Genomic DNA, 18,615 nt, shown 5'->3' on the forward strand with positions numbered 1-18,615 from the left:
ATCAGCACCATTGCTGACGCGTTTTTACAATAAAAAATCGGGTTTAAAAAGGAAATTTGGGGGTGTTTTTACGAAACTCAAGCAGTCGCTCGACATCATCATCAATTCCCGCTTGTAGCGCTTCAAGAGATGGGTAATTTAATTCACCATGTAAATAGTCGAGGAAAGTGACCCGCATCAACAGACCATACAGATTAGCAGAAACATCAGGAAAATGTACTTCTAATCGCCATTCTGGATGTTCCTGTTTAATCGCTGGGCGCGTACCGACATGACCTGCACCATACAGTGCATTTTCTTGGTAACCCTGAACGCCCAATTTAGCAGGATTGTCTGCTTTAACTTTGTCGGTCAATGACAGGGTTTCACACACCACATCCACGCCATAAATACCATTAAGACATGGACGATGGCGTCCCATGCGCACATTAATGGTTGGGAAATTCAGCGTGCGCCCAATTTGATCGCCATATTGCACACGACCGGTCATGCTATAAGGACGACCCAACAATTTTGCAGCCAGTGATAAATCACCTGCTTGTAAGACTTGGCGAATACGGGTCGAACTGACACGTTCACCATTAAAATCAACTGTATTTAAGTTGGTGACAGCAAAGCCATATTGTTTTAAAAATTCGCTGTTGCCCTGACGGTTTTTTCCAAAATGAAAATCATCACCCAATACCAAGCTTTGTGCATTCAGTTGATTTTTCAGTAAATCAGCAAATTCTTCAGCGCTTAAACTACGGAATTGATTGTCAAATTTAGCAATCGCAATATAGTCCACACCCAGCTCAGTTAAATATTCTACTTTTTCTCTGAGTGACGTAATACGTGGCGGTGCTTCATAGCCTTTAAAGAACTCTAAAGGTTGAGGCTCAAAAATCATCACCAAGGTTTTTAAATTTTGTGTTTTGGCAACGTCTTTCAGTTGTGAAACCATGGCTTGATGTCCCAAATGGACACCATCAAAATTGCCGATCGTCACTGCGGTCGGAGGCAATTGAAAATTCGGTGCTAAGGCATTTAGACGTAACAGCTGCATGATTTCAAAATAAGCTTAAAATTTGAAAGGTATATATTGCCATATTCTCACAGTTTCGTCTTTGTTGTTGTGTTTTTATCCAGAAAAAATTATTGATAATTTATTTTATATCAGAAAAATTGATTCATTTTATAAAAACAAATCAATTTTATTTATTAATAGTGGCTTTTATAATCAATTTATCTGCTGAAATGAGGATGAAGCGATGCAAAAGCCATTTTATCAATTGAATCAAACGCGAGACGTGATTCGTCAGTTTACCCCAAATTGGTTCACCATGACTATGGGTACTGGTGTGGTTGCCTTGATCATATCTGAATTTCCTTTTGCACATGAGTTATTTTGGGCATTAGGTACAGGCTTATGGCAATTCAATACTTTATTATTTTGTGCATTTAGTATGCTCTATATTTTACGTTGGCTGATTTATCCTCATGAAGCACGGCAGATTTTTTCTCATTCAAGTATGGCACTGTTTTTAGGGGCGATACCGATGGGACTCGCGACAGTGATCAATGGTTTTTTAAAATATGGTATTGCGCTTTATGGTGATGTTGCGGTGCAAATTGCGCAAAGCTTGTGGTATCTCGATGCAATTTTGGCTGTACTGATCGGAATCATTGTGCCATTTTTCATGTTCAGTCAACAAAAGCATGAGTTACAGACTATGACTGCGATGTGGTTATTGCCAATTGTAGCATGTGAGGTTGCTGCAACTTCAGGTGGTTTATTATTGGCACATTTACCTGCAGGACAGGAAGCGGTTGGGATTCTATTTGCCAGTTATGTATTGTGGGGCATGTCTGTATTACCCGCTTTTGGAATTTTGAGCATTTTAATGTTGCGTTTGGCATTGCATCAATTACCAAGTAAAGAGTTGGCGATCACAGGTTGGTTGGCTTTAGGACCGATTGGTACAGGGGCTTTGGCATTGTTGGTTTTAGGAGCACAAGCACCACAGGTTTTAGCCTTTATTCAGATGCAACAATTGGGTGTGTTCTTCCAAAATGCAGGCATCGTGGCAAGCTTTATCTTACTTGGTTTTGGGATTTGGTGGTTTGCCATCGCGATTTTAACCACACTGAAACATGCTGCCAAAGATTTACCATTTAACCTCGGTTGGTGGGGTTTAACATTCCCATTGGGTGTGTTTACTTTGGCAGTGTTAAATCTAGGTCATCAAATCCATGTTGATTTCATTATCAATAGTGGCTTGGCATTTGCTGCAATATTGATGTTGCTTTGGATTATGGTGATGGCGAAAACGTTGAAAGGAATATACCAAGGTCATTTATTCTTTTCTCCATGTTTAAAGGCATTGTTGGAGAGAGAGCAGGCTTAGTGGTTGATTAGCAAGTTATTTAAAAGCAATCCAAAAGTTATTTAGATGATTTAAAAACATCAAAGCCCTTAGTCATTTTATGTTAAGGGCTTTTTTGATTGTAATTCATTTGAGTTTGAAGCAATTATTCTTATTTTTAAATTCTTAATTCTTTGATCTAAGTATGAATTGTGAAATAAAAAAGCAGCCTTTCAGCTGCTTAAAATAGTTTAAATTTATTATTCTGATTTGTCTTTTAAGCTAAAGAACCAGTTCAAGATCAAGGCTGCAAACGTTGCAGTACCAATCCCACCTAAGTTGAAATCGCCGAACTGAAGGGCAAAGTCACCTGTACCTAAAATGATCGTAACGGCTGCAACCATCAAGTTCTTATTTTTGGAAAAATCAACTTTGTTTTCGATCCAGATTTTCGCCCCTGCAATGGTAATCAAACCAAAGACCACGATGGAAGCACCCGTCAAAATCGCCGTAGGAATAGTATGAATCACTGCACCAAACTTCGGAGAAAAACCTAAGAAAATGGCAAAAACACCTGCAATCACAAAGACTATCGTTGAGTAGACACGGGTTACTGCCATGACACCAATGTTCTCACCATAGGTGGTCATACCAGGCGCACCGACACCACCAGAAAGCGTTGTTGCAATACCATCAGCAACAAAGGCTTTACCAATGTGTGGATCTAGGTTTTCACCTGTCATGGCACTGACAGCTTTGATGTGACCTAAGTTTTCAGCCACTAAAATCAAGGCAATCGGGGCAATAATCAACATGGCATTGACATCAAAAACAGGTGCGTGGAAAGTTGGCGTACCAAACCAAGCTGCTTCTTGAATCGGGGTAAAGTTAATCGGTGTACCATTTCCCATGACATTAGACACAATGAAATAGATCAAATAAGCCAATAATAAACCGACCAATAATAATAGACGTTGCAATAAACCTTTGGTGAAAACAGCAATTGAACCCATACATAGTACGGTGACCAATGCCATCCACATATTAAAGTTATTGCCAGCAACACCTTTGACGGTGACGGGTGCAAGGTTTAAACCGATGATCATGACCACAGCACCTGTAACCACAGGCGGCATGAGCTTTTCAATCCATTTGGTTCCTGTTGCCATGACAATAAAGCCGAAAATCGCATACAAAATACCGCATGCCATGATCCCGCCCGCAGCATGTGCAATATTCAGATTGGCTGCGCCTGTACCAGAAGCTGCATAACCTGTTGCTGCAATCACCACACCAATAAAAGCAAAACTAGACCCTAAATAACTTGGAACTCGTCCACCGGTCATGATGAAGAACAAGATGGTACAAATCCCTGACATTAAAATCGCAAGGTTCGGATCAAAACCCATTAAAAATGGTGCGAGTACAGTGGCACCAAACATGGCAAATGCATGTTGAATCCCCAAGACTACACTTTGCGCAGGGGGTAAATATTCATTGGTTCCTACAGGTCTTGCATCGATGCTGCCAGTATAAGGACGCCATTTGGGAAACCAGTTGGACATAAAATGAGCACTCGAAAGACAAATTGGACACATCATACGCTTGTTTGAAGTCAGTTTTAATCATTTTAGTCAAACTAAGGGCTTGCATTTATTAGGGAAAATTGGTGTTTTATACCAAGTGGTCAAATAATTAAAATGTGTTAATAAGTAAAATCAAAGTATTAAAAATTGTAAATGTGAAAACATACTCGAATTGAATATTTTGCAATTGCTTAATTTTTTTTCATCCAAATGTTTGGTGATTTTATTTTTATTGATGCAGTCGACATTTTTTTAACTTTATAAGTAAAAACGAGAAATATACTGGATATTTCTCGTTTAAATTTAGAACAATTAGATCAACCTGTATTACGTAGACCTGCCGCGATCCCTGCAATACTGACCATGAGTGCATGATCGACAGGCGTATGTTCAGCTTGCTTTTCAGCCAAATAGGCACGACGACGTTTCATTAATTCAGCTTGCAATAAATGTAGCGGTAATAAGTACGGTTTACGCACACGCATGGCTTGGTCTAATACTTCATTTGAACTAAGAAGTTTAGATTCGCCTTTCATTGCCAATAAAGTTTGTACGGCATCATGTAAGCGTTGGCGTAATTCAGCACCGAGTACTTTTAAGTCTTCGTCATCAGTCAGATGTGCTTCATAATATAAGGCAATATTAGAATCTGCTTTAGATAGTACCATTTCCAACATGTCGATCAAGGTTTGGAAATATGGCCACTCTGCCAACATTTCATCTAAAACTGCTTTTTGACCTTGACCAATCACTTGGTTAATTGCTGCACCTGTTCCGAGCCAAGCAGGGAGCATTAAACGGATTTGAGTCCATGCAAATACCCACGGAATAGCACGTAGCGATTCAATGCCACCACTGACTTTACGTTTTGCAGGGCGTGAACCAAGTGGTAACATTTGTAGTTCAAGTTCTGGTGTGACAGTACGGAGATATTTCACAAAATGCGGATTTTCACGCACCGTTTGACGATAAACCTGTACCGATAAATCAGTCATGGTATGCATCAAATCACGCCATTCTTGCTTTGGTTCAGGCGGTGGTAATAATGTCGCCTCAAGTGTCGCAGCGGCGTAAATTTCTAAATTCTGTAAGGCAATTTCTTCTAGACCGAATTTAAAGCGGATCATCTCACCTTGTTCAGTGACACGAATCGCCCCTGAAATTGAACCCGGTGGTTGCGAGAATAAAGCTTGTTGTGTCGGTGCACCACCACGACTGATTGAGCCGCCACGTCCATGGAATAAGGTCAATTGAACGCCGTGTTGTTTGGCAACAGCTGTTAATTCTTCCTGTGCGCGATACTGTGCCCAGTTGGCTGACATGAAGCCTGCATCTTTGGCAGAATCCGAGTAACCAATCATCACTTCATGTTTACCTTGAATATGCTGTTTATACCAATGCATATTGAATAAGGTATTCATGGTGTCGGCAGCACCATCCAAGTCTTTGAGTGTTTCAAATAATGGCACAACACGTAAAGGATGCTCGATGCCTGCTTCTTTTTGTAGCAATAAAACCGCCAACACATCACTGGCATATTCTGCCATCGAAATGATGTATGCGCCTAAACTTTCTTTTGGCTGTTCTGCCAAGGTACGCATCGTAGCAAAGACTTCTTGTACATCTGGATGCTGAATCAAGCTACCCGCAGGTTCATTTAAATGTTTCGGTAACAATGGACGCTTGCTTTGTAATTCTTGAATCAAGAAGTTTTGACGGGCTTGTTCAGTCCACGTTTCAAAATTGCCGAGTCCCAGATATTCGGTAATTGCTGAGATCGCTTGACGATGACGCCCCGATTCTTGACGAATATCCAATTTCAGTAATTCAATACCGAAACAATTTACACGGTAGATAAAGTCGAGCAATTTACCATTGGCAATTTCGGGTAAATTACATGCCATCAATGAGCGATAGCAAAGTAATAATGGTTGTAATAACTCATCTTTATGACGAATGATTAAACTGCGATCCACATCTGAATGCAGTCCACGCAATTTATCTGCAAGCCATTGACGTGTTGCTTTTAAGCGTTCGCGAGTTGAGCGCAAATATTCACGATACGGTTCTGGGTGGGTTTTACCTAAAGCTTGAGTGAGTTCATTTGAACAGGCTTCAATCGACAATTCCCAACGTAGGTCTTCAATGTCACGGACATATAAGTCAGCGGCTTTCCAACGCGATAACCATAGTACTTCTTGGGTAATGTGATGTTTTACATTCGGGTTACCATCACGGTCACCGCCCATCCAAGAGGCAAAACGAATTGGGGAAATATCTAAAGGAAGTGGTTTTTCACAGTTGTCTTGTACCAGACCATCTAACTCACGAATGAATTTCGGTACTGCATTCCACAGGGTTTGCTCAATTGTGGTGAAGCCCCATTTTGCTTCATCGACAGGCGTCGGACGGTGCTGACGAATTTCATCGGTTTGCCATGCAGAAACGATCAGCTGTTTTAAATCTTCCAGTACTGCTACACGTTGTTTAGGTGTCAGTTTTTGCTGATCAAAAGTCGATAGGCAATTGTTAATGCCATCATATTTTTGAATCAGGGTACGACGACTCACTTCTGTCGGATGTGCAGTCAGTACCAGTTCAATTTTAAGTTCACAAATTTGTTGATACAGTTGTGTTGTGCTGATGTTCTTATTTTTAAATTGTTCAAACAGTGGAATTAATACGTTCGGCGAAGGTTGAGCTTCTTCAAACTCACTTTGGCGACGGCTACGTACCACGTGATATTGTTCTGCGATATTGGCAAAGTTTAAGAAGTGTGAAAATGCACGGGTCAGTGGCAAGATTTCATCATCTTTTAGATTGAGAAACAGTTGTTCAAGTTGTTTTTCTGCCTCAATTTGACCATCTCGTGCGCCTTTGGCTAATGCACGAATTTGTTCAATTTGATTAAACAAATCTTGTCCTGCATGTTCCTTTAATGTTTCGCCTAAAAGGTTTCCGAGTAAGCGTACATCTTCACGCAGTGGAGCATCAATTTGTTGAATCATCTGTCACTCTCCAGTTCTTGTTCTTTCGACTATAACTCGATTTGTTCACATTCCAAGTGACTCCCTACAAAAGTATGTAAAGGACTGTATAAGAAGTCAGCAGTGATATATTTCAGCTCGGAGCTAATGTCTAAATTACAGGTATTTCATTGCCTATTTTTAAATTGATTTTCTTCATTAAACATAGGTCAATAGATTGATATATGCTTCGAGTATGCCTGAAACAAGAATTAGAGATTATTTAGTTTTTTAATAGTTCGATCAGGCTTTATATTTCAACATAAATAAATCAATACTTTCACGAATAATCTGCTGGGCTTCTTCGGGTGTTGGCGATGGGCGAATACCGAGTAGCACTTCATGATGGCGTACACCAAGTAGTAAGGACAGCATTAAATTCATTTGTTTTTCGAGTACATCTGCTTTGATAAATTTTAGTGTCGTTGCTTGTTCAAAAAAATCGAGCCAGACATCGGACATTCTTTTGTGAGATGCAGTATAAAAACGCATGGCTAAAGGGTTGTTTTCACTCGCCAATTCTAAAAGTAAATGTTCAAGTTTGATGGCTTCAGGCAAGTTGATCACATTCATTGTCAATTCACAAGCTTGGTAAAACGATGCTTGAAAGTCACTATTTTCAGTTAAACGCAATGGGCGAGCGCTGATCGATTCTTCACAGGTTTGTTCAATGGCGCAGGTAAATAAAGTCTCTTTGTCTTGAAAATGGTTATATACCGTAAGTTTGGTCACGCCTGCTTCTTGAGCAATACGATTCATACTGGAACCGTGATAGCCCAATTTTAAAAACAGCATTTTTGCTGCTTCTACAATATGTTTGCGTTTTTCTAAGTCCTTTGGACGTCCAACAGTTGTTTGCACAATAATTTCCAAAAAAACAAAAGTGGTCAATTACAAGATACCGTATTCACAATTATTGTACCATGCAGTATATTAATTAAAAAATGAACAATTGAAGTTTTGTTGCATTTTACAGATGAAATGCCATTCGAGCTTCACTCGTCATTCTATTTTGCCCTAAAAAATGCATTTGAATAAGAGCCTTGCCTATGCGTAGTCTAAATTTGATGGTCACAAGCTTGTTGATCTTGTGTAGTGTCACCGTAGTGGGGTGTAGCAAACCTGCACCTGAAGCAGAACAAATTCCATTGGTGATGGTTGCTCAACCTGCAACTTCACATGAAGATCAAAAAAGTTATGCAGGTGAGGTGCAAGCAAGACAACAAACGGCATTGGCATTCCGAGTCGGTGGGCAAATTACTGAACGTTATATCGATGTCGGTGATCGTGTCAAAGTTGGACAAGTTTTGGCAAAACTCGATGTCAAAGATGCACAGTTACAATTGAACTCAGCCAAAGCACAGCTTGAAAGTGCGCAATCGGCAGCCAAAGTTGCAGCGGATGAATTTAAACGCTTTCAACAATTGCTTCCGATCAATGCTGTGAGTCGCTCACAATATGATGCAGTTAAAAATCAATATGATTCGGCACAGGCAAGCTTAAAGCAAGCACAGTCTAACTATGATGTATCCGCCAATCAAACTGGCTATAACCAATTGATCGCCAATAAAAATGGGGTAATTACGCAACGCAATATTGAAGTAGGGCAAGTGATTTCAGCAGGGCAAGCAGCGTATCAATTGGCAATTGATGGTGACCGTGAAGTGGTCATCGGTGTACCTGAGCAAGCGATTTCAGAGATTAAAGTGGGGCAAAATGCATGGATTACTTTGTGGTCTAAACCGCAAGATAAGTTTGCTGCCTATGTTCGAGAAATTTCGCCTGCAGCAGATCAATCACGTACTTTTAGTGTCAAAGTGGCTTTGAAAGAAGGGCAGTCAGCGATTCAATTGGGGCAAAGTGCGCGGGTATTCTTTAATCAAAATATTCAAAATGTGTTAAGTGTTCCACTTTCAAGTGTATCTTCAAATACTGATCAGCCTTATGTTTGGGTGGTAAATTCAGATCAAACCATTCATAAAGTGAATGTGAGCTTGGGTGCGTATGGTCGTGACAGTGTTCCTGTTTTGAGCGGTTTAAATGCAGGGCAATGGGTGGTTGTTGGTGGCGTGCATTTATTACGTGAAAAGCAAAAAATTAAACCGATAGATCGTGAAAATCGTGCTGTAACTATTCAAAAAGGAGCATGAGCATGAGTCTATTTCACTCCTTTAATTTGTCTGAATGGGCACTCAAAAATAAAGGTTTGGTGCTTTATTTTATGATCTTACTCGGTATCGTCGGGCTATTTTCCTATTCAAAACTCTCTCAAAGTGAAGACCCACCGTTTACCTTTAAAGTGATGGTGGTACAGACCTATTGGCCAGGTGCGACAGCGCAAGAAGTGTCTTTACAAGTCACCGATAAGATTGAAAAAGAATTGATGAGTACAGGCATGTACGACAAGATCATGGCGTACTCACGTCCAGGTGAGTCGATGGTCATGTTTATGGCAAAAGATTCATTAAAATCAAGTCAGATTCCTGATGTTTGGTATCAAGTCCGTAAAAAAGTTGGTGACATCAAAACTCAGCTTCCCTCAGGCGTTCAAGGCCCATTTTTTAATGACGAATTTGGCGATACCTTCGGCAATATCTATGTACTCACAGGCAAAGATTATGATTATGCCACTTTGAAAGAATATGCAGACCGCTTACAGCTTCGTTTACAACGGGTTAAAGATGTCAGCAAAGTGAATTTGGTTGGTTTGCAAGATCAAAAAATCTGGATTGAATTGTCTAATACCAAGGCTGCGCAAATGGGCATTCCTGTTACGACGATTCAAGCTGCTTTGGCAAAACAAAATAGTGTCAATAATGCAGGTTTTTTTGAAACGGGAACTGATCGTATTCAAGTCCGTGTCAGTGGTGCCTTACATAGCGTTGATGATCTGAAAAAGATGCCGTTATTGGTTGGTGATAAAACCATTCAATTGGGCGATGTAGCAGAAGTCTATCGTGGTTTTAGTGATCCTGCGCAACCGCGTATGCGCTTTAATGGTGAAAATGGTATCGGGCTCGCCGTGTCGATGCGTAAAGGTGGTGACATCATTGCCTTAGGGAAAAACTTAGAAACAGAATTCCAAACTTTACAAAATACTTTACCGCTTGGGATGGAACTGAAAAAAGTTTCTGATCAGCCTGTTGCTGTGCAACGTAGTATCCATGAATTCGTCAAAGTTTTAGCCGAAGCTGTCATTATTGTTCTTCTGGTGAGTTTCTTTTCCCTAGGCTTTAGAACAGGTCTGGTGGTGGCATTTTCTATTCCACTGGTCTTGGCAATGACCTTTGCAGGAATGAATTTATTTGATGTTGGACTGCATAAAATTTCGCTGGGGGCATTGATCCTCGCTTTAGGGCTATTGGTCGATGACGCCATTATCGCCGTTGAAATGATGGCGATTAAAATGGAGCAAGGTTATAGCCGAATGAAAGCGGCAGGATTTGCATGGACCAGTACTGCATTTCCAATGCTGACAGGAACTCTAATTACCGCAGCAGGCTTTTTACCAATTGCTACAGCAGCATCAAGTACAGGGGAATATACTCGTTCGATTTTCCAAGTGGTGACTATTGCACTGGTTGTTTCATGGTTTGCAGCGGTAATTTTTGTCCCGTATTTGGGTGATAAATTACTGCCGGATTTTACTAAAGAGGCACAAAAAGCGCCGTGGTATCAGCGCCTCTTAGCACGCTTACGCAAACAGCCTGAACCCCAACCTGTGATTCATCATACAGGTGAGCATTTCGATCCATACCAGTCGAATTTTTATCAAGGTTTTAGAAAGGTGGTGAATTGGTGTGTGAGCTACCGTAAAACAGTGATTGCAATTACTGTGGGTATCTTTGTACTGTCAGTTGTCATGTTTAAATTTGTACCGCAGCAGTTTTTCCCGCCATCGAATCGTGCTGAAATTTTGGTGGATTTAAAACTGGAAGAAGGGGCTTCGCTCACAGCAACTGAAAATGCCGTGAAAAAAGTGGAAGCATTCTTAGCCAAGCAAAAAGGCATTGATAATTATGTGGCTTATGTGGGGACAGGCACACCACGTTTCTATTTGCCATTAGATCAGCAAATGCCACAAGCCAGTTTTGCACAGTTTGTGGTCTTGGCATCTTCTTTGGATGATCGTGATGAAATCCGTAAATCCTTAGATACGCAAATTCGTCAATTACTGCCACAAGTACGTACTCGTGTGTCTTTGTTGGAAAATGGCCCACCTGTGGGTTATCCATTGCAGTTCCGTGTGTCTGGTGAAGATATTCCAACCGTGCGCCAAGAAGCACAAAAAGTCGCGAAATTGATCAGTGAAAATCCAAATACCACCAATGTGCATCTGGATTGGGGTGAGCAAAGCAAGATTATCTCACTCAATATTGATCAAGATCGTGCACGCCAAATGGGGGTCACTTCGGAAGATTTAGCCAATTTCTTAAATAGTTCAATTTCAGGGGCGATCATTAACCAATATCGTGAAAAACGTGAATTGATTGATGTGCGTTTGCGTGGTGATCAAGCTGAACGAGTTAGTGTAGAGGCCTTGGCAAGCCTAGCTGTACCGACCAGTCTAGGAACAACAGTTCCTTTGGCGCAGATCGCCAAACTTGAATACAAGTTCGAAGATGGTCTGATTTGGCATCGTAACCGCTTACCAACTATTACGGTGCGTGCAGATATTCGAACCAAGTTACAGCCTGCAACGGTGGTGAATGAGTTGACTGAAAAAATAGATCAACTCCGTGCAACCTTACCAAGTGGTTATTTGGTTGAAGTCGGAGGAACCGTTGAGGAATCTGCCAAAGGGCAAACGTCTGTCAATGCAGGGATGCCATTATTCCTTGCTGTGGTCTTTACCTTGTTAATGATTCAGCTGAAAAGTATTTCACGTTCATTTATCGTGTTTTTAACAGCACCTTTAGGTTTAATCGGTGTGGTGTTATTTCTACTCTTATTTAACAAACCATTTGGCTTTGTGGCGATGCTGGGCACGATTGCACTGTCAGGGATGATCATGCGTAACTCTTTAATTCTGATTGATCAGATTGAGCAAGATATTCGCGCAGGGCACAATCAATGGGATGCGATTTTAGATGCAACTGTACGTCGAGCACGCCCGATTATTCTTACTGCTCTGGCAGCTGTACTGGCAATGATTCCACTTTCTCGGAGTATTTTCTTTGGACCGATGGCGGTTGCAATTATGGGAGGCTTAATTATTGCGACGCTTTTAACGTTATTTTTCTTACCTGCGCTTTATGCAACATGGTTTAAAGTGAAAAAACCTGTCGAAAATACATAAATTTTTGTGAATATTAGGTGCGAAATATTGAAAATTTCAATATAGTAGCACTTAATCTTTTATAGAAAATAACACAGGAAATTTCGTTGCATAATAACGCTATATAACAAGAGTCGCTATGCAATGAGTTTGAGGTCAAAAGCGCACATGGGGCAAACAAATTTAGAACAGCATCGTAGATATATCACGAGTGCTTATTTGTTGATGTTCCTCGCATTATTTACGGTAATTACAGCGGTGCTCGCCTACTGGTTGGCACGTAAAGTAGCGGTGGTGGATGATGCTGAGGTTTGGATTCATGCACAAGCATTGTGGATTATGCGTAATGCTGTCATTTTTTTGATCCTTGCTGCTTTTGCTGGACTGTGGTTTATTCCGCTCATCTTCTTTTATTGGGATAGTATGATTTGGGTGAAAGCCTGTACCGTTGCAGGTGTAGTCTTTAGCGCAATTGCATGGTTATTTTTACTGAATGTTTGGTTTCAGGGATTTAGTAAATATATGCAGAAAAAAGCTGTTTTTTAAAAAAATTCAATATTCAAACTTGTAAAAAATAACATCGCCCCCAATTTACTCTGCATAGAAGTATTATCAAATTTTGTGGAGCATCGCCAATCATGGCTAAACGTGATTATTATGAGGTTTTAGGTGTTGCTAAAACCGCTAGTGATGATGAAATTAAAAAAGCCTACCGTAAGATGGCGATGAAGTATCATCCAGACCGTAATCCAGACAACGCTGAAGCTGAAGAAAAATTCAAAGAATGTGCAGAAGCATATGAAATTCTTTCGGATAGCGATAAGCGTAGTGCTTATGACCGTATGGGACATAGTGCATTTGAAGGCGGTATGGGCGGTGGTGGCTTTGGCGGTGGTTTCAGTGCCGAAGACATTTTCAGCCAGTTTGGTGACATTTTCGGTGGCGCTTTTGGTGGTGGCGGTCGTGGTCAGCAACGTGCGCGCCGTGGCTCAGATTTACGCTATGTGATGGAATTGACGCTTGAAGAAGCGGTCAAAGGCGTGAAGAAAACCATTACTTTTACTGCACCAGCACCATGTGATGTGTGTGATGGTAAAGGTTCTAAAAATCCAAATGATGTTGAAACGTGTAAGACTTGTCATGGCGCAGGTCAAGTGCGTATGCAACAAGGTTTCTTCTCAGTACAACAAACCTGTAGCACATGCCGTGGTCAAGGCAAGATCATTAAAAACCCTTGTAACACTTGTCATGGTTCGGGTGTAAAAGACCGTCAACAAACTTTAGAAGTGACCATTCCTGCGGGTGTGGACAATGGCGATCGCGTTCGTTTATCTGGTAAAGGTGAAGCAATTCGTGATGGTCAGTCTGGTGACTTATACGTTGAAGTGGTTGTTCGTGAACACGAGATTTTCCAACGTGATGGCGCAGATCTCTATATGGATGTACCTGTCAGCATTGCCGATGCTGCTTTGGGTAAAGAGCTTGAAATTCCAACTTTAGATGGTCGTGTCAGTTTGAAAGTACCTGAGGGTACTCAAACAGGTAAAATGTTCCGTCTACGTGGTAAAGGTGTAAAACCTGTTCGTACCAGTATGCAAGGTGATTTACTGTGCCGTATCGTGGTTGAAACCCCTGTTAACTTGACCAGTCGTCAACGTGAGTTATTGAAAGAGCTTCAAGCGACGATGGAAAGTGATGACAATAAATCTTCACCGAAGAAAAAATCATTCTTCGATCGTTTATTTGATTAATTTTAATATTCGATACAATAAAAACGGAGCTTAAATCGCTCCGTTTTTTTATGTTCATTTTTTATTTTAAATGTCTAAAACTATTTTTCAGGTGTAACTTCAAATTCATGATCATCGGGGGCTGCATCAATTTCATCCTCATCTTGAGGGAGGATAACAGCAGGTTTTGTCGTGGTGGTTTGTGTTTCAGTATTTTGCGAATCGGGTGTTGTGGTATCATCTGCCCATACATGTACATAACTTATTGATAAAATTAGACCTAGTATTATTTTTTTAAGTTGCATTACATTATCCTTAATACTCAATTTTCAGTGTTTTCAAACAAGGCTTATTCTAATTAAATTTTTAAAATATTTTATATTTTTGATGTAAATAAATCGTGGTGTTTTTATTTAATTTTATGGATTCTGTTAGGTTGTTACTTGATTTAAAAAAGTAAGAGGATACGGGTATATCCTCTAAAGATTCTGCTTAAAATGTCATTATTCTAAAATCGGTGCATCAATGTCTTCAACGCGGACTTCAGGTTGTGGTTCAGATGTCGATGTCGGCGTTGCTGCGGGTTGAGTCGCCGTGGTCGGTTGTACTTCAGGTGCAGATGCTGCCCAAGTTGTTGTAGCCATCATTCCCATGATAAGTGCGAAAGCGATTTTATTCGAATGCATATAGATCTCCTTATAAATCATTTTATTTTCATTCGTGGCATGTAGTCTGCTGTGTGATTTTTGCACTTTGATGAAAATGGCTTAATCAGGTCTTAAATTTTTAGCCTTTTATCAATGCTTGTTTTTTAAATCAATTACTTTGATTGTAGATCAGTAATTTTTTACTCCAAATTTTCAAGGGGCTGAAAAAACTTCATAGTATTTTTAACGATCTAACTTAGCCTCGGTTCAGAGTTTTGCTATAGTAGGCACAATGTTTAAATTTAGATTTAGGAAGATCAACATGTCAGCAACTCCACGCATTGGTATTTTGGGTGCAGGTGGTCGTATGGGTCGTACATTGATCCAAGCGGTACAACAAGCAGGTTATCAATTGGCAGCAGCCGTTGAACGCCCAGAAAGTTCGCTCATTGGTGCAGATGCTGGTGAGCTTGCTGGGATTGGTGCTGTCGGTATCAAAGTTGTTGGTAGCTTAGAAGAAGTATTGAAAGATGTGGATGTAGTGATTGATTTTACTGCACCTGCGGCAACTGAAAATAACTTAAAGTTATGTCGTGAAGCGGGCGTAGCCATGGTGATTGGTACGACTGGTTTTTCAGAAGAGCAAAAACAAGTTTTAAATGAGTCTGCGACGCAAACACCTGTGGTCTATGCTGCAAACTATTCAGTGGGTGTGAATGTTTCGATCAAATTACTTGAGCTGGCTGCAAAAGTGTTTGGTGATACGGTGGATATTGAAATCATTGAAGCACATCACCGTCACAAAGTGGATGCGCCATCAGGTACAGCATTGATGATGGGTGAAGCAGTTGCTGATACTTTGGGTCGTGATTTGAAAAAAGTGGCTGTCTATGGTCGTGAAGGACATACAGGTCCACGTGAGCGCGAAACCATTGGTTTTGAAACCATTCGTGGTGGTGACATCGTGGGTGAACATACGGTGATGTTTATTGGTGAAGGTGAGCGTGTAGAAGTGACACATAAAGCGACCAGTCGTATGAACTTTGCGTCAGGTGCAGTGCGTGCAGCAGCTTGGGTTGTGGGCAAAGATGCAAAAAAATACGATATGAAGGATGTTTTAGGCTTAAATGATATTCAAGCTTAAAACACAATCCGCTATGATTTAAAACAACGATAGCGATTTGAATAAAAAAATGAAAAAAACAGTGATGTTTCTTGCAGGTGTAGTCAGTGCCATGTGCCTGACTGCACAAGCTGCTGCGCCAAGTGATGCAAAACTTAGCCTCGACAAAAACAATATCAAAGTATGGACATTTAAAGATCCGAAAAATACGGTGATGTCGTATAAAGCGGAAACTACGTTGGATGCACCGATTGAAAGTGCTGTCGCATTGGTTTTAGATGTCAATAACACGCCAAAATGGGCACCGAATGTGGCAAAAGCCGAAGTACTGAGTCGTGATGATGCCAAAGGTGAGTTCACTTTATATATGGTTTTGGATTTTCCATTTCCACTTAAAGATCGAGATATGGTCATCAAAGGCAAAATTGCCAAAGACAGTAATGGTGCGATTAGCATTAAAAATAAAGCGGTTACACAAGGCAAAGCAATTGATGCCAATTTTATCCGTTTAAAAAATTATGAAGGTGATTGGACGTTCCAAAAAGTTTCGGCTAATAAAGTCAAAGTCAGTACCACAGGCTTTGCTGATCCTGAAGGTTCGATTCCACAAAGTGTGACCAATATGTTGGTTGAGCAACAGCCTTATCAGATGTTGCAAAAGATGAAAGCAGAATTGGCAAAAAATAAAGCATTGCCTGCTTTACCTGCTGTTTTAAAATAATGTTCTAAGCCAGAATTTCTAAGACAAATCAAAAAATTTGGATTACAAGGCATAGCCTAAAAAGCGCAATAAAAAATCCCACAATATCAATGATTGTGGGATTTTTATGTCTATTAGCAAGCAGTTTCAGTCATGGCTGGTCTCGACATTTTCATTTGGATCAAAACCAAAACCAATGCCAATGCTGTGAGGACAGCGCCTGTAATGGACACAGCCGCATAGCTCATTCCCATACTGAGAACTGCACCACCTGCGGCAGCACCAACCGCATTACCTAGGTTAAACGCTCCGATATTTACTGAAGATGCCAAACCTGGTGCTTCATGTGCCACAGCCATAACGCGCATTTGCAAAGGAGGGACAACCGCAAAGGCTGCTGCGCCCCATACAACCAATGCCAATGCCGCACCCATCTTGGTTTGTGCAAGAATCGGAAATAGCAACATCGTTGTCATTAACAACAATAAGAAGCCTGTAAGTGTTTTGGTCAAAGACAAGTCTGCAAATTTGCCCCCGAAATGATTACCGACCGAGAAACCAACCCCAATCAAAACCAACATCATGGTGATAAAACTTGGACTGGCATGGGTAATATTTTGCAGTGTCGGAGCGATATAGGTGTATAGGGTAAACATCGCACCTGCGCTCATGACAGTGGTGAGCAAGGCAAGGACGACAGGTTTACGGGTTAACACTTGTAGTTCAGCTTTGACATTGGGACGTTGTCCAACTGCACCCTCAGGTAATGCTTTCCACAATGCCAACATGGTGATGACACCTAATCCCGCAATTGCGGCAAATGCCATACGCCAACCGATGTTTTGCCCGACCCATGTTGCCAACGGTACACCACCAATATTGGCAATGGTTAAGCCCATAAACATCATTGCAACTGCACTGGCTTGTTTATCTTTCGGCACGACACTGGTCGCGACGATTGAACCGATACCAAAGAATACGCCATGATTTAAACTGGTGAGAATCCGTGCGCCCATCAAGCCCCAATAGCTTGGTGCAATCGCGGCTAAAATATTGCCAATCGTAAAAATACTCATGGCAATCATCAGTGCTTTACGCCGTGAAAAGTGTCCAAACCATAAGGTCATGATCGGTGCGCCAATCATGACACCCAAAGCGTATGCAGTGATCAGCATGCCTGCGGTGGGAATGGAAATATTCAGATTTTCAGCGATTTGTGGCAAAAAGCCCATTGGTGAAAATTCGGTTGTACCAATCGCAAATGCACCGATGGCTAAGGCGAGGAGAGGAAAGTTAATTTTCATGAATTGATTCTCTTAATCCCATGCAGGCGCTAGATTTTCGGGATTTACTTCACGCCCATTTCGCTCTAAGGCTTCAATCATCTGCATTTCTTCAAGGCTTAATTGAATATCTTGTGCTTTTAAATTCGCAATCAAATTTTCACGTTTGGTCGATGATGGAATCACAGAAAAGCCACGTTGTAATGCCCAAGCTAAGGCAATTTGTGCAGTTGATGCCTGATGGTTTTTGGCGATCTCATTCAACACAGGGTCGTTTAACACTTTGCCATACGCCAAAGTCATATATGAAGTCACACCAATATTTTGTGATTGTAAAAAATTCACCAATTGATGATTCTGCAAATATGGACTGAGTTCAATTTGATTGGTGGCAATATTTTCAATACCCACAGCGTCAATGGCTTGTTGAGTTAAATCAATATTGAAATTTGAAATCCCAATATGTTTAGTTAAACCTTGTTGTTTAGCTTCGAGCAGATTGTGCATCATTTCTGCGACAGAAATTCCTAAACTCGGTGCAGGCCAATGAATCAGAGTGAGATTGACTGCATCCGTTCTGAGCTTTTGTAAGCTGTCTTTTAAACTTGGAATAAGCTTGTCGGCTGCGTAGTTATCTGTCCAAATTTTCGTGGTGATAAATAAGTCATTTCGATTCACAGAGCTTTCAGCAATGGCTTGTCGGACTTCTGCTTCATTGCCATAGATTTGTGCGGTATCAATCGCACGATAGCCAACCTCAAGTGCTGTTTTGACAGAATCAATCACAGTTTGTCCTGTCAGGCGAAATGTACCAACACCAAATTGGGGGACGATTTTATTCATGGGAGATGCTTCATTTTTAGTTACGGCTATTTTGTAGTTTTTATTGTTGCTAAA

At 40.8% G+C, this 18,615-nt stretch carries 15 protein-coding genes; 7 read left to right on the forward strand and 8 right to left on the reverse strand.

What is annotated here, in order from left to right; all coding sequences use genetic code 11:
• Positions 1–43: 43 nt before the first annotated feature.
• Positions 44–1,045, reverse strand: coding sequence for a riboflavin biosynthesis protein RibF (gene ribF / locus BEN71_RS00905; protein WP_068973351.1), 1,002 nt, complete (start codon positions 1,043–1,045; stop codon positions 44–46).
• A gap of 205 nt (positions 1,046–1,250) precedes the next feature.
• Between ribF and BEN71_RS00910 the strand changes: the two genes are divergently transcribed.
• Positions 1,251–2,387 carry a TDT family transporter gene (locus BEN71_RS00910; protein WP_068973352.1) on the forward strand — a complete coding sequence of 379 codons (1,137 nt, stop codon included), beginning with the start codon at positions 1,251–1,253 and terminating at the stop codon, positions 2,385–2,387.
• A 218-nt stretch (positions 2,388–2,605) separates the two neighbouring features.
• Here BEN71_RS00910 and BEN71_RS00915 read toward each other — a convergent pair whose 3' ends face one another.
• From BEN71_RS00915 to BEN71_RS00925, 3 genes are all read right to left on the reverse strand, one after another.
• Positions 2,606–3,910 (reverse strand): solute carrier family 23 protein, encoded by a 1,305-nt coding sequence (locus BEN71_RS00915; protein ID WP_068973353.1) that lies wholly within the window; start codon positions 3,908–3,910, stop codon positions 2,606–2,608.
• Positions 3,911–4,248: 338 nt separating this feature from the next.
• A complete protein-coding gene (gene ppc / locus BEN71_RS00920) occupies positions 4,249–6,939 on the reverse strand; it encodes a phosphoenolpyruvate carboxylase (RefSeq protein ID WP_068973354.1) in 2,691 nt (896 codons plus the stop codon).
• A gap of 261 nt (positions 6,940–7,200) precedes the next feature.
• Complete coding sequence (locus BEN71_RS00925) at positions 7,201–7,818, reverse strand: TetR/AcrR family transcriptional regulator (RefSeq protein WP_068973355.1); 618 nt, start codon at positions 7,816–7,818, stop codon at positions 7,201–7,203.
• Between the two features lie 188 nt (positions 7,819–8,006).
• Between BEN71_RS00925 and BEN71_RS00930 the strand changes: the two genes are divergently transcribed.
• From BEN71_RS00930 to dnaJ, 4 genes are all read left to right on the forward strand, one after another.
• Positions 8,007–9,107 (forward strand): efflux RND transporter periplasmic adaptor subunit, encoded by a 1,101-nt coding sequence (locus tag BEN71_RS00930; protein ID WP_068973356.1) that lies wholly within the window; start codon positions 8,007–8,009, stop codon positions 9,105–9,107.
• A 2-nt stretch (positions 9,108–9,109) separates the two neighbouring features.
• The gene (locus BEN71_RS00935) at positions 9,110–12,256 is read left to right on the forward strand and encodes an efflux RND transporter permease subunit (RefSeq protein ID WP_068973357.1); all 3,147 of its coding nucleotides are present in this window, start codon (positions 9,110–9,112) and stop codon (positions 12,254–12,256) included.
• A gap of 147 nt (positions 12,257–12,403) precedes the next feature.
• On the forward strand, positions 12,404–12,781 hold the full coding sequence (locus tag BEN71_RS00940) for a hypothetical protein (protein WP_068973358.1): 378 nt from the start codon (positions 12,404–12,406) through the stop codon (positions 12,779–12,781).
• A gap of 92 nt (positions 12,782–12,873) precedes the next feature.
• Positions 12,874–13,986, forward strand: a complete 1,113-nt coding sequence (dnaJ, locus tag BEN71_RS00945) for a molecular chaperone DnaJ (RefSeq protein WP_068973359.1) — start codon at positions 12,874–12,876, stop codon at positions 13,984–13,986.
• Between the two features lie 80 nt (positions 13,987–14,066).
• On the opposite strand, the gene BEN71_RS00950 is transcribed toward dnaJ, so the two are convergent.
• Both BEN71_RS00950 and BEN71_RS00955 read right to left on the reverse strand, forming a co-directional pair.
• Positions 14,067–14,270: a hypothetical protein gene (locus BEN71_RS00950; RefSeq protein ID WP_068973360.1), complete on the reverse strand. Its 204-nt coding sequence runs from the start codon at positions 14,268–14,270 to the stop codon at positions 14,067–14,069.
• 198 nt (positions 14,271–14,468) lie between these two features.
• The gene (locus tag BEN71_RS00955) at positions 14,469–14,651 is read right to left on the reverse strand and encodes a hypothetical protein (protein WP_068973361.1); all 183 of its coding nucleotides are present in this window, start codon (positions 14,649–14,651) and stop codon (positions 14,469–14,471) included.
• A 283-nt stretch (positions 14,652–14,934) separates the two neighbouring features.
• On the opposite strand from BEN71_RS00955, the gene dapB reads away from it, so the two are divergent.
• Both dapB and BEN71_RS00965 read left to right on the forward strand, forming a co-directional pair.
• Entirely contained in the window at positions 14,935–15,756 is an 822-nt protein-coding gene (dapB, locus tag BEN71_RS00960) for a 4-hydroxy-tetrahydrodipicolinate reductase (protein ID WP_068973362.1), read from the forward strand.
• A gap of 49 nt (positions 15,757–15,805) precedes the next feature.
• On the forward strand, positions 15,806–16,456 hold the full coding sequence (locus BEN71_RS00965) for an START domain-containing protein (protein ID WP_068973363.1): 651 nt from the start codon (positions 15,806–15,808) through the stop codon (positions 16,454–16,456).
• Positions 16,457–16,569: 113 nt separating this feature from the next.
• On the opposite strand, the gene BEN71_RS00970 is transcribed toward BEN71_RS00965, so the two are convergent.
• Together BEN71_RS00970 and dkgB are read right to left on the reverse strand one after the other, a co-directional pair.
• Positions 16,570–17,739 carry an MFS transporter gene (locus tag BEN71_RS00970; RefSeq protein ID WP_068973364.1) on the reverse strand — a complete coding sequence of 390 codons (1,170 nt, stop codon included), beginning with the start codon at positions 17,737–17,739 and terminating at the stop codon, positions 16,570–16,572.
• Positions 17,740–17,751: 12 nt separating this feature from the next.
• Positions 17,752–18,561: a 2,5-didehydrogluconate reductase DkgB gene (dkgB, locus tag BEN71_RS00975; RefSeq protein ID WP_068973365.1), complete on the reverse strand. Its 810-nt coding sequence runs from the start codon at positions 18,559–18,561 to the stop codon at positions 17,752–17,754.
• Between the last annotated feature and the right edge of the window lie 54 nt (positions 18,562–18,615).

Origin of the sequence: Acinetobacter wuhouensis (assembly GCF_001696605.3) — a bacterium.
Taxonomy (GTDB): Bacteria; Pseudomonadota; Gammaproteobacteria; order Pseudomonadales; family Moraxellaceae; genus Acinetobacter; species Acinetobacter wuhouensis.

Bases quoted from the DNA above. Each gene is read 5' to 3' on its own strand.
- ribF (WP_068973351.1), bottom strand. From the start codon at position 1,045: ATGCAGCTGTTACGTCTAAATGCCTTAGCACCGAATTTTCAATTGCCT.
- BEN71_RS00910 (WP_068973352.1), top strand. From the start codon at position 1,251: ATGCAAAAGCCATTTTATCAATTGAATCAAACGCGAGACGTGATTCGT.
- BEN71_RS00915 (WP_068973353.1), bottom strand. From the start codon at position 3,910: ATGTCCAACTGGTTTCCCAAATGGCGTCCTTATACTGGCAGCATCGAT.
- ppc (WP_068973354.1), bottom strand. From the start codon at position 6,939: ATGATTCAACAAATTGATGCTCCACTGCGTGAAGATGTACGCTTACTC.
- BEN71_RS00930 (WP_068973356.1), top strand. From the start codon at position 8,007: ATGCGTAGTCTAAATTTGATGGTCACAAGCTTGTTGATCTTGTGTAGT.
- BEN71_RS00935 (WP_068973357.1), top strand. From the start codon at position 9,110: ATGAGTCTATTTCACTCCTTTAATTTGTCTGAATGGGCACTCAAAAAT.
- BEN71_RS00940 (WP_068973358.1), top strand. From the start codon at position 12,404: ATGGGGCAAACAAATTTAGAACAGCATCGTAGATATATCACGAGTGCT.
- dnaJ (WP_068973359.1), top strand. From the start codon at position 12,874: ATGGCTAAACGTGATTATTATGAGGTTTTAGGTGTTGCTAAAACCGCT.
- BEN71_RS00950 (WP_068973360.1), bottom strand. From the start codon at position 14,270: ATGCAACTTAAAAAAATAATACTAGGTCTAATTTTATCAATAAGTTAT.
- BEN71_RS00955 (WP_068973361.1), bottom strand. From the start codon at position 14,651: ATGCATTCGAATAAAATCGCTTTCGCACTTATCATGGGAATGATGGCT.
- dapB (WP_068973362.1), top strand. From the start codon at position 14,935: ATGTCAGCAACTCCACGCATTGGTATTTTGGGTGCAGGTGGTCGTATG.
- BEN71_RS00965 (WP_068973363.1), top strand. From the start codon at position 15,806: ATGAAAAAAACAGTGATGTTTCTTGCAGGTGTAGTCAGTGCCATGTGC.
- BEN71_RS00970 (WP_068973364.1), bottom strand. From the start codon at position 17,739: ATGAAAATTAACTTTCCTCTCCTCGCCTTAGCCATCGGTGCATTTGCG.
- dkgB (WP_068973365.1), bottom strand. From the start codon at position 18,561: ATGAATAAAATCGTCCCCCAATTTGGTGTTGGTACATTTCGCCTGACA.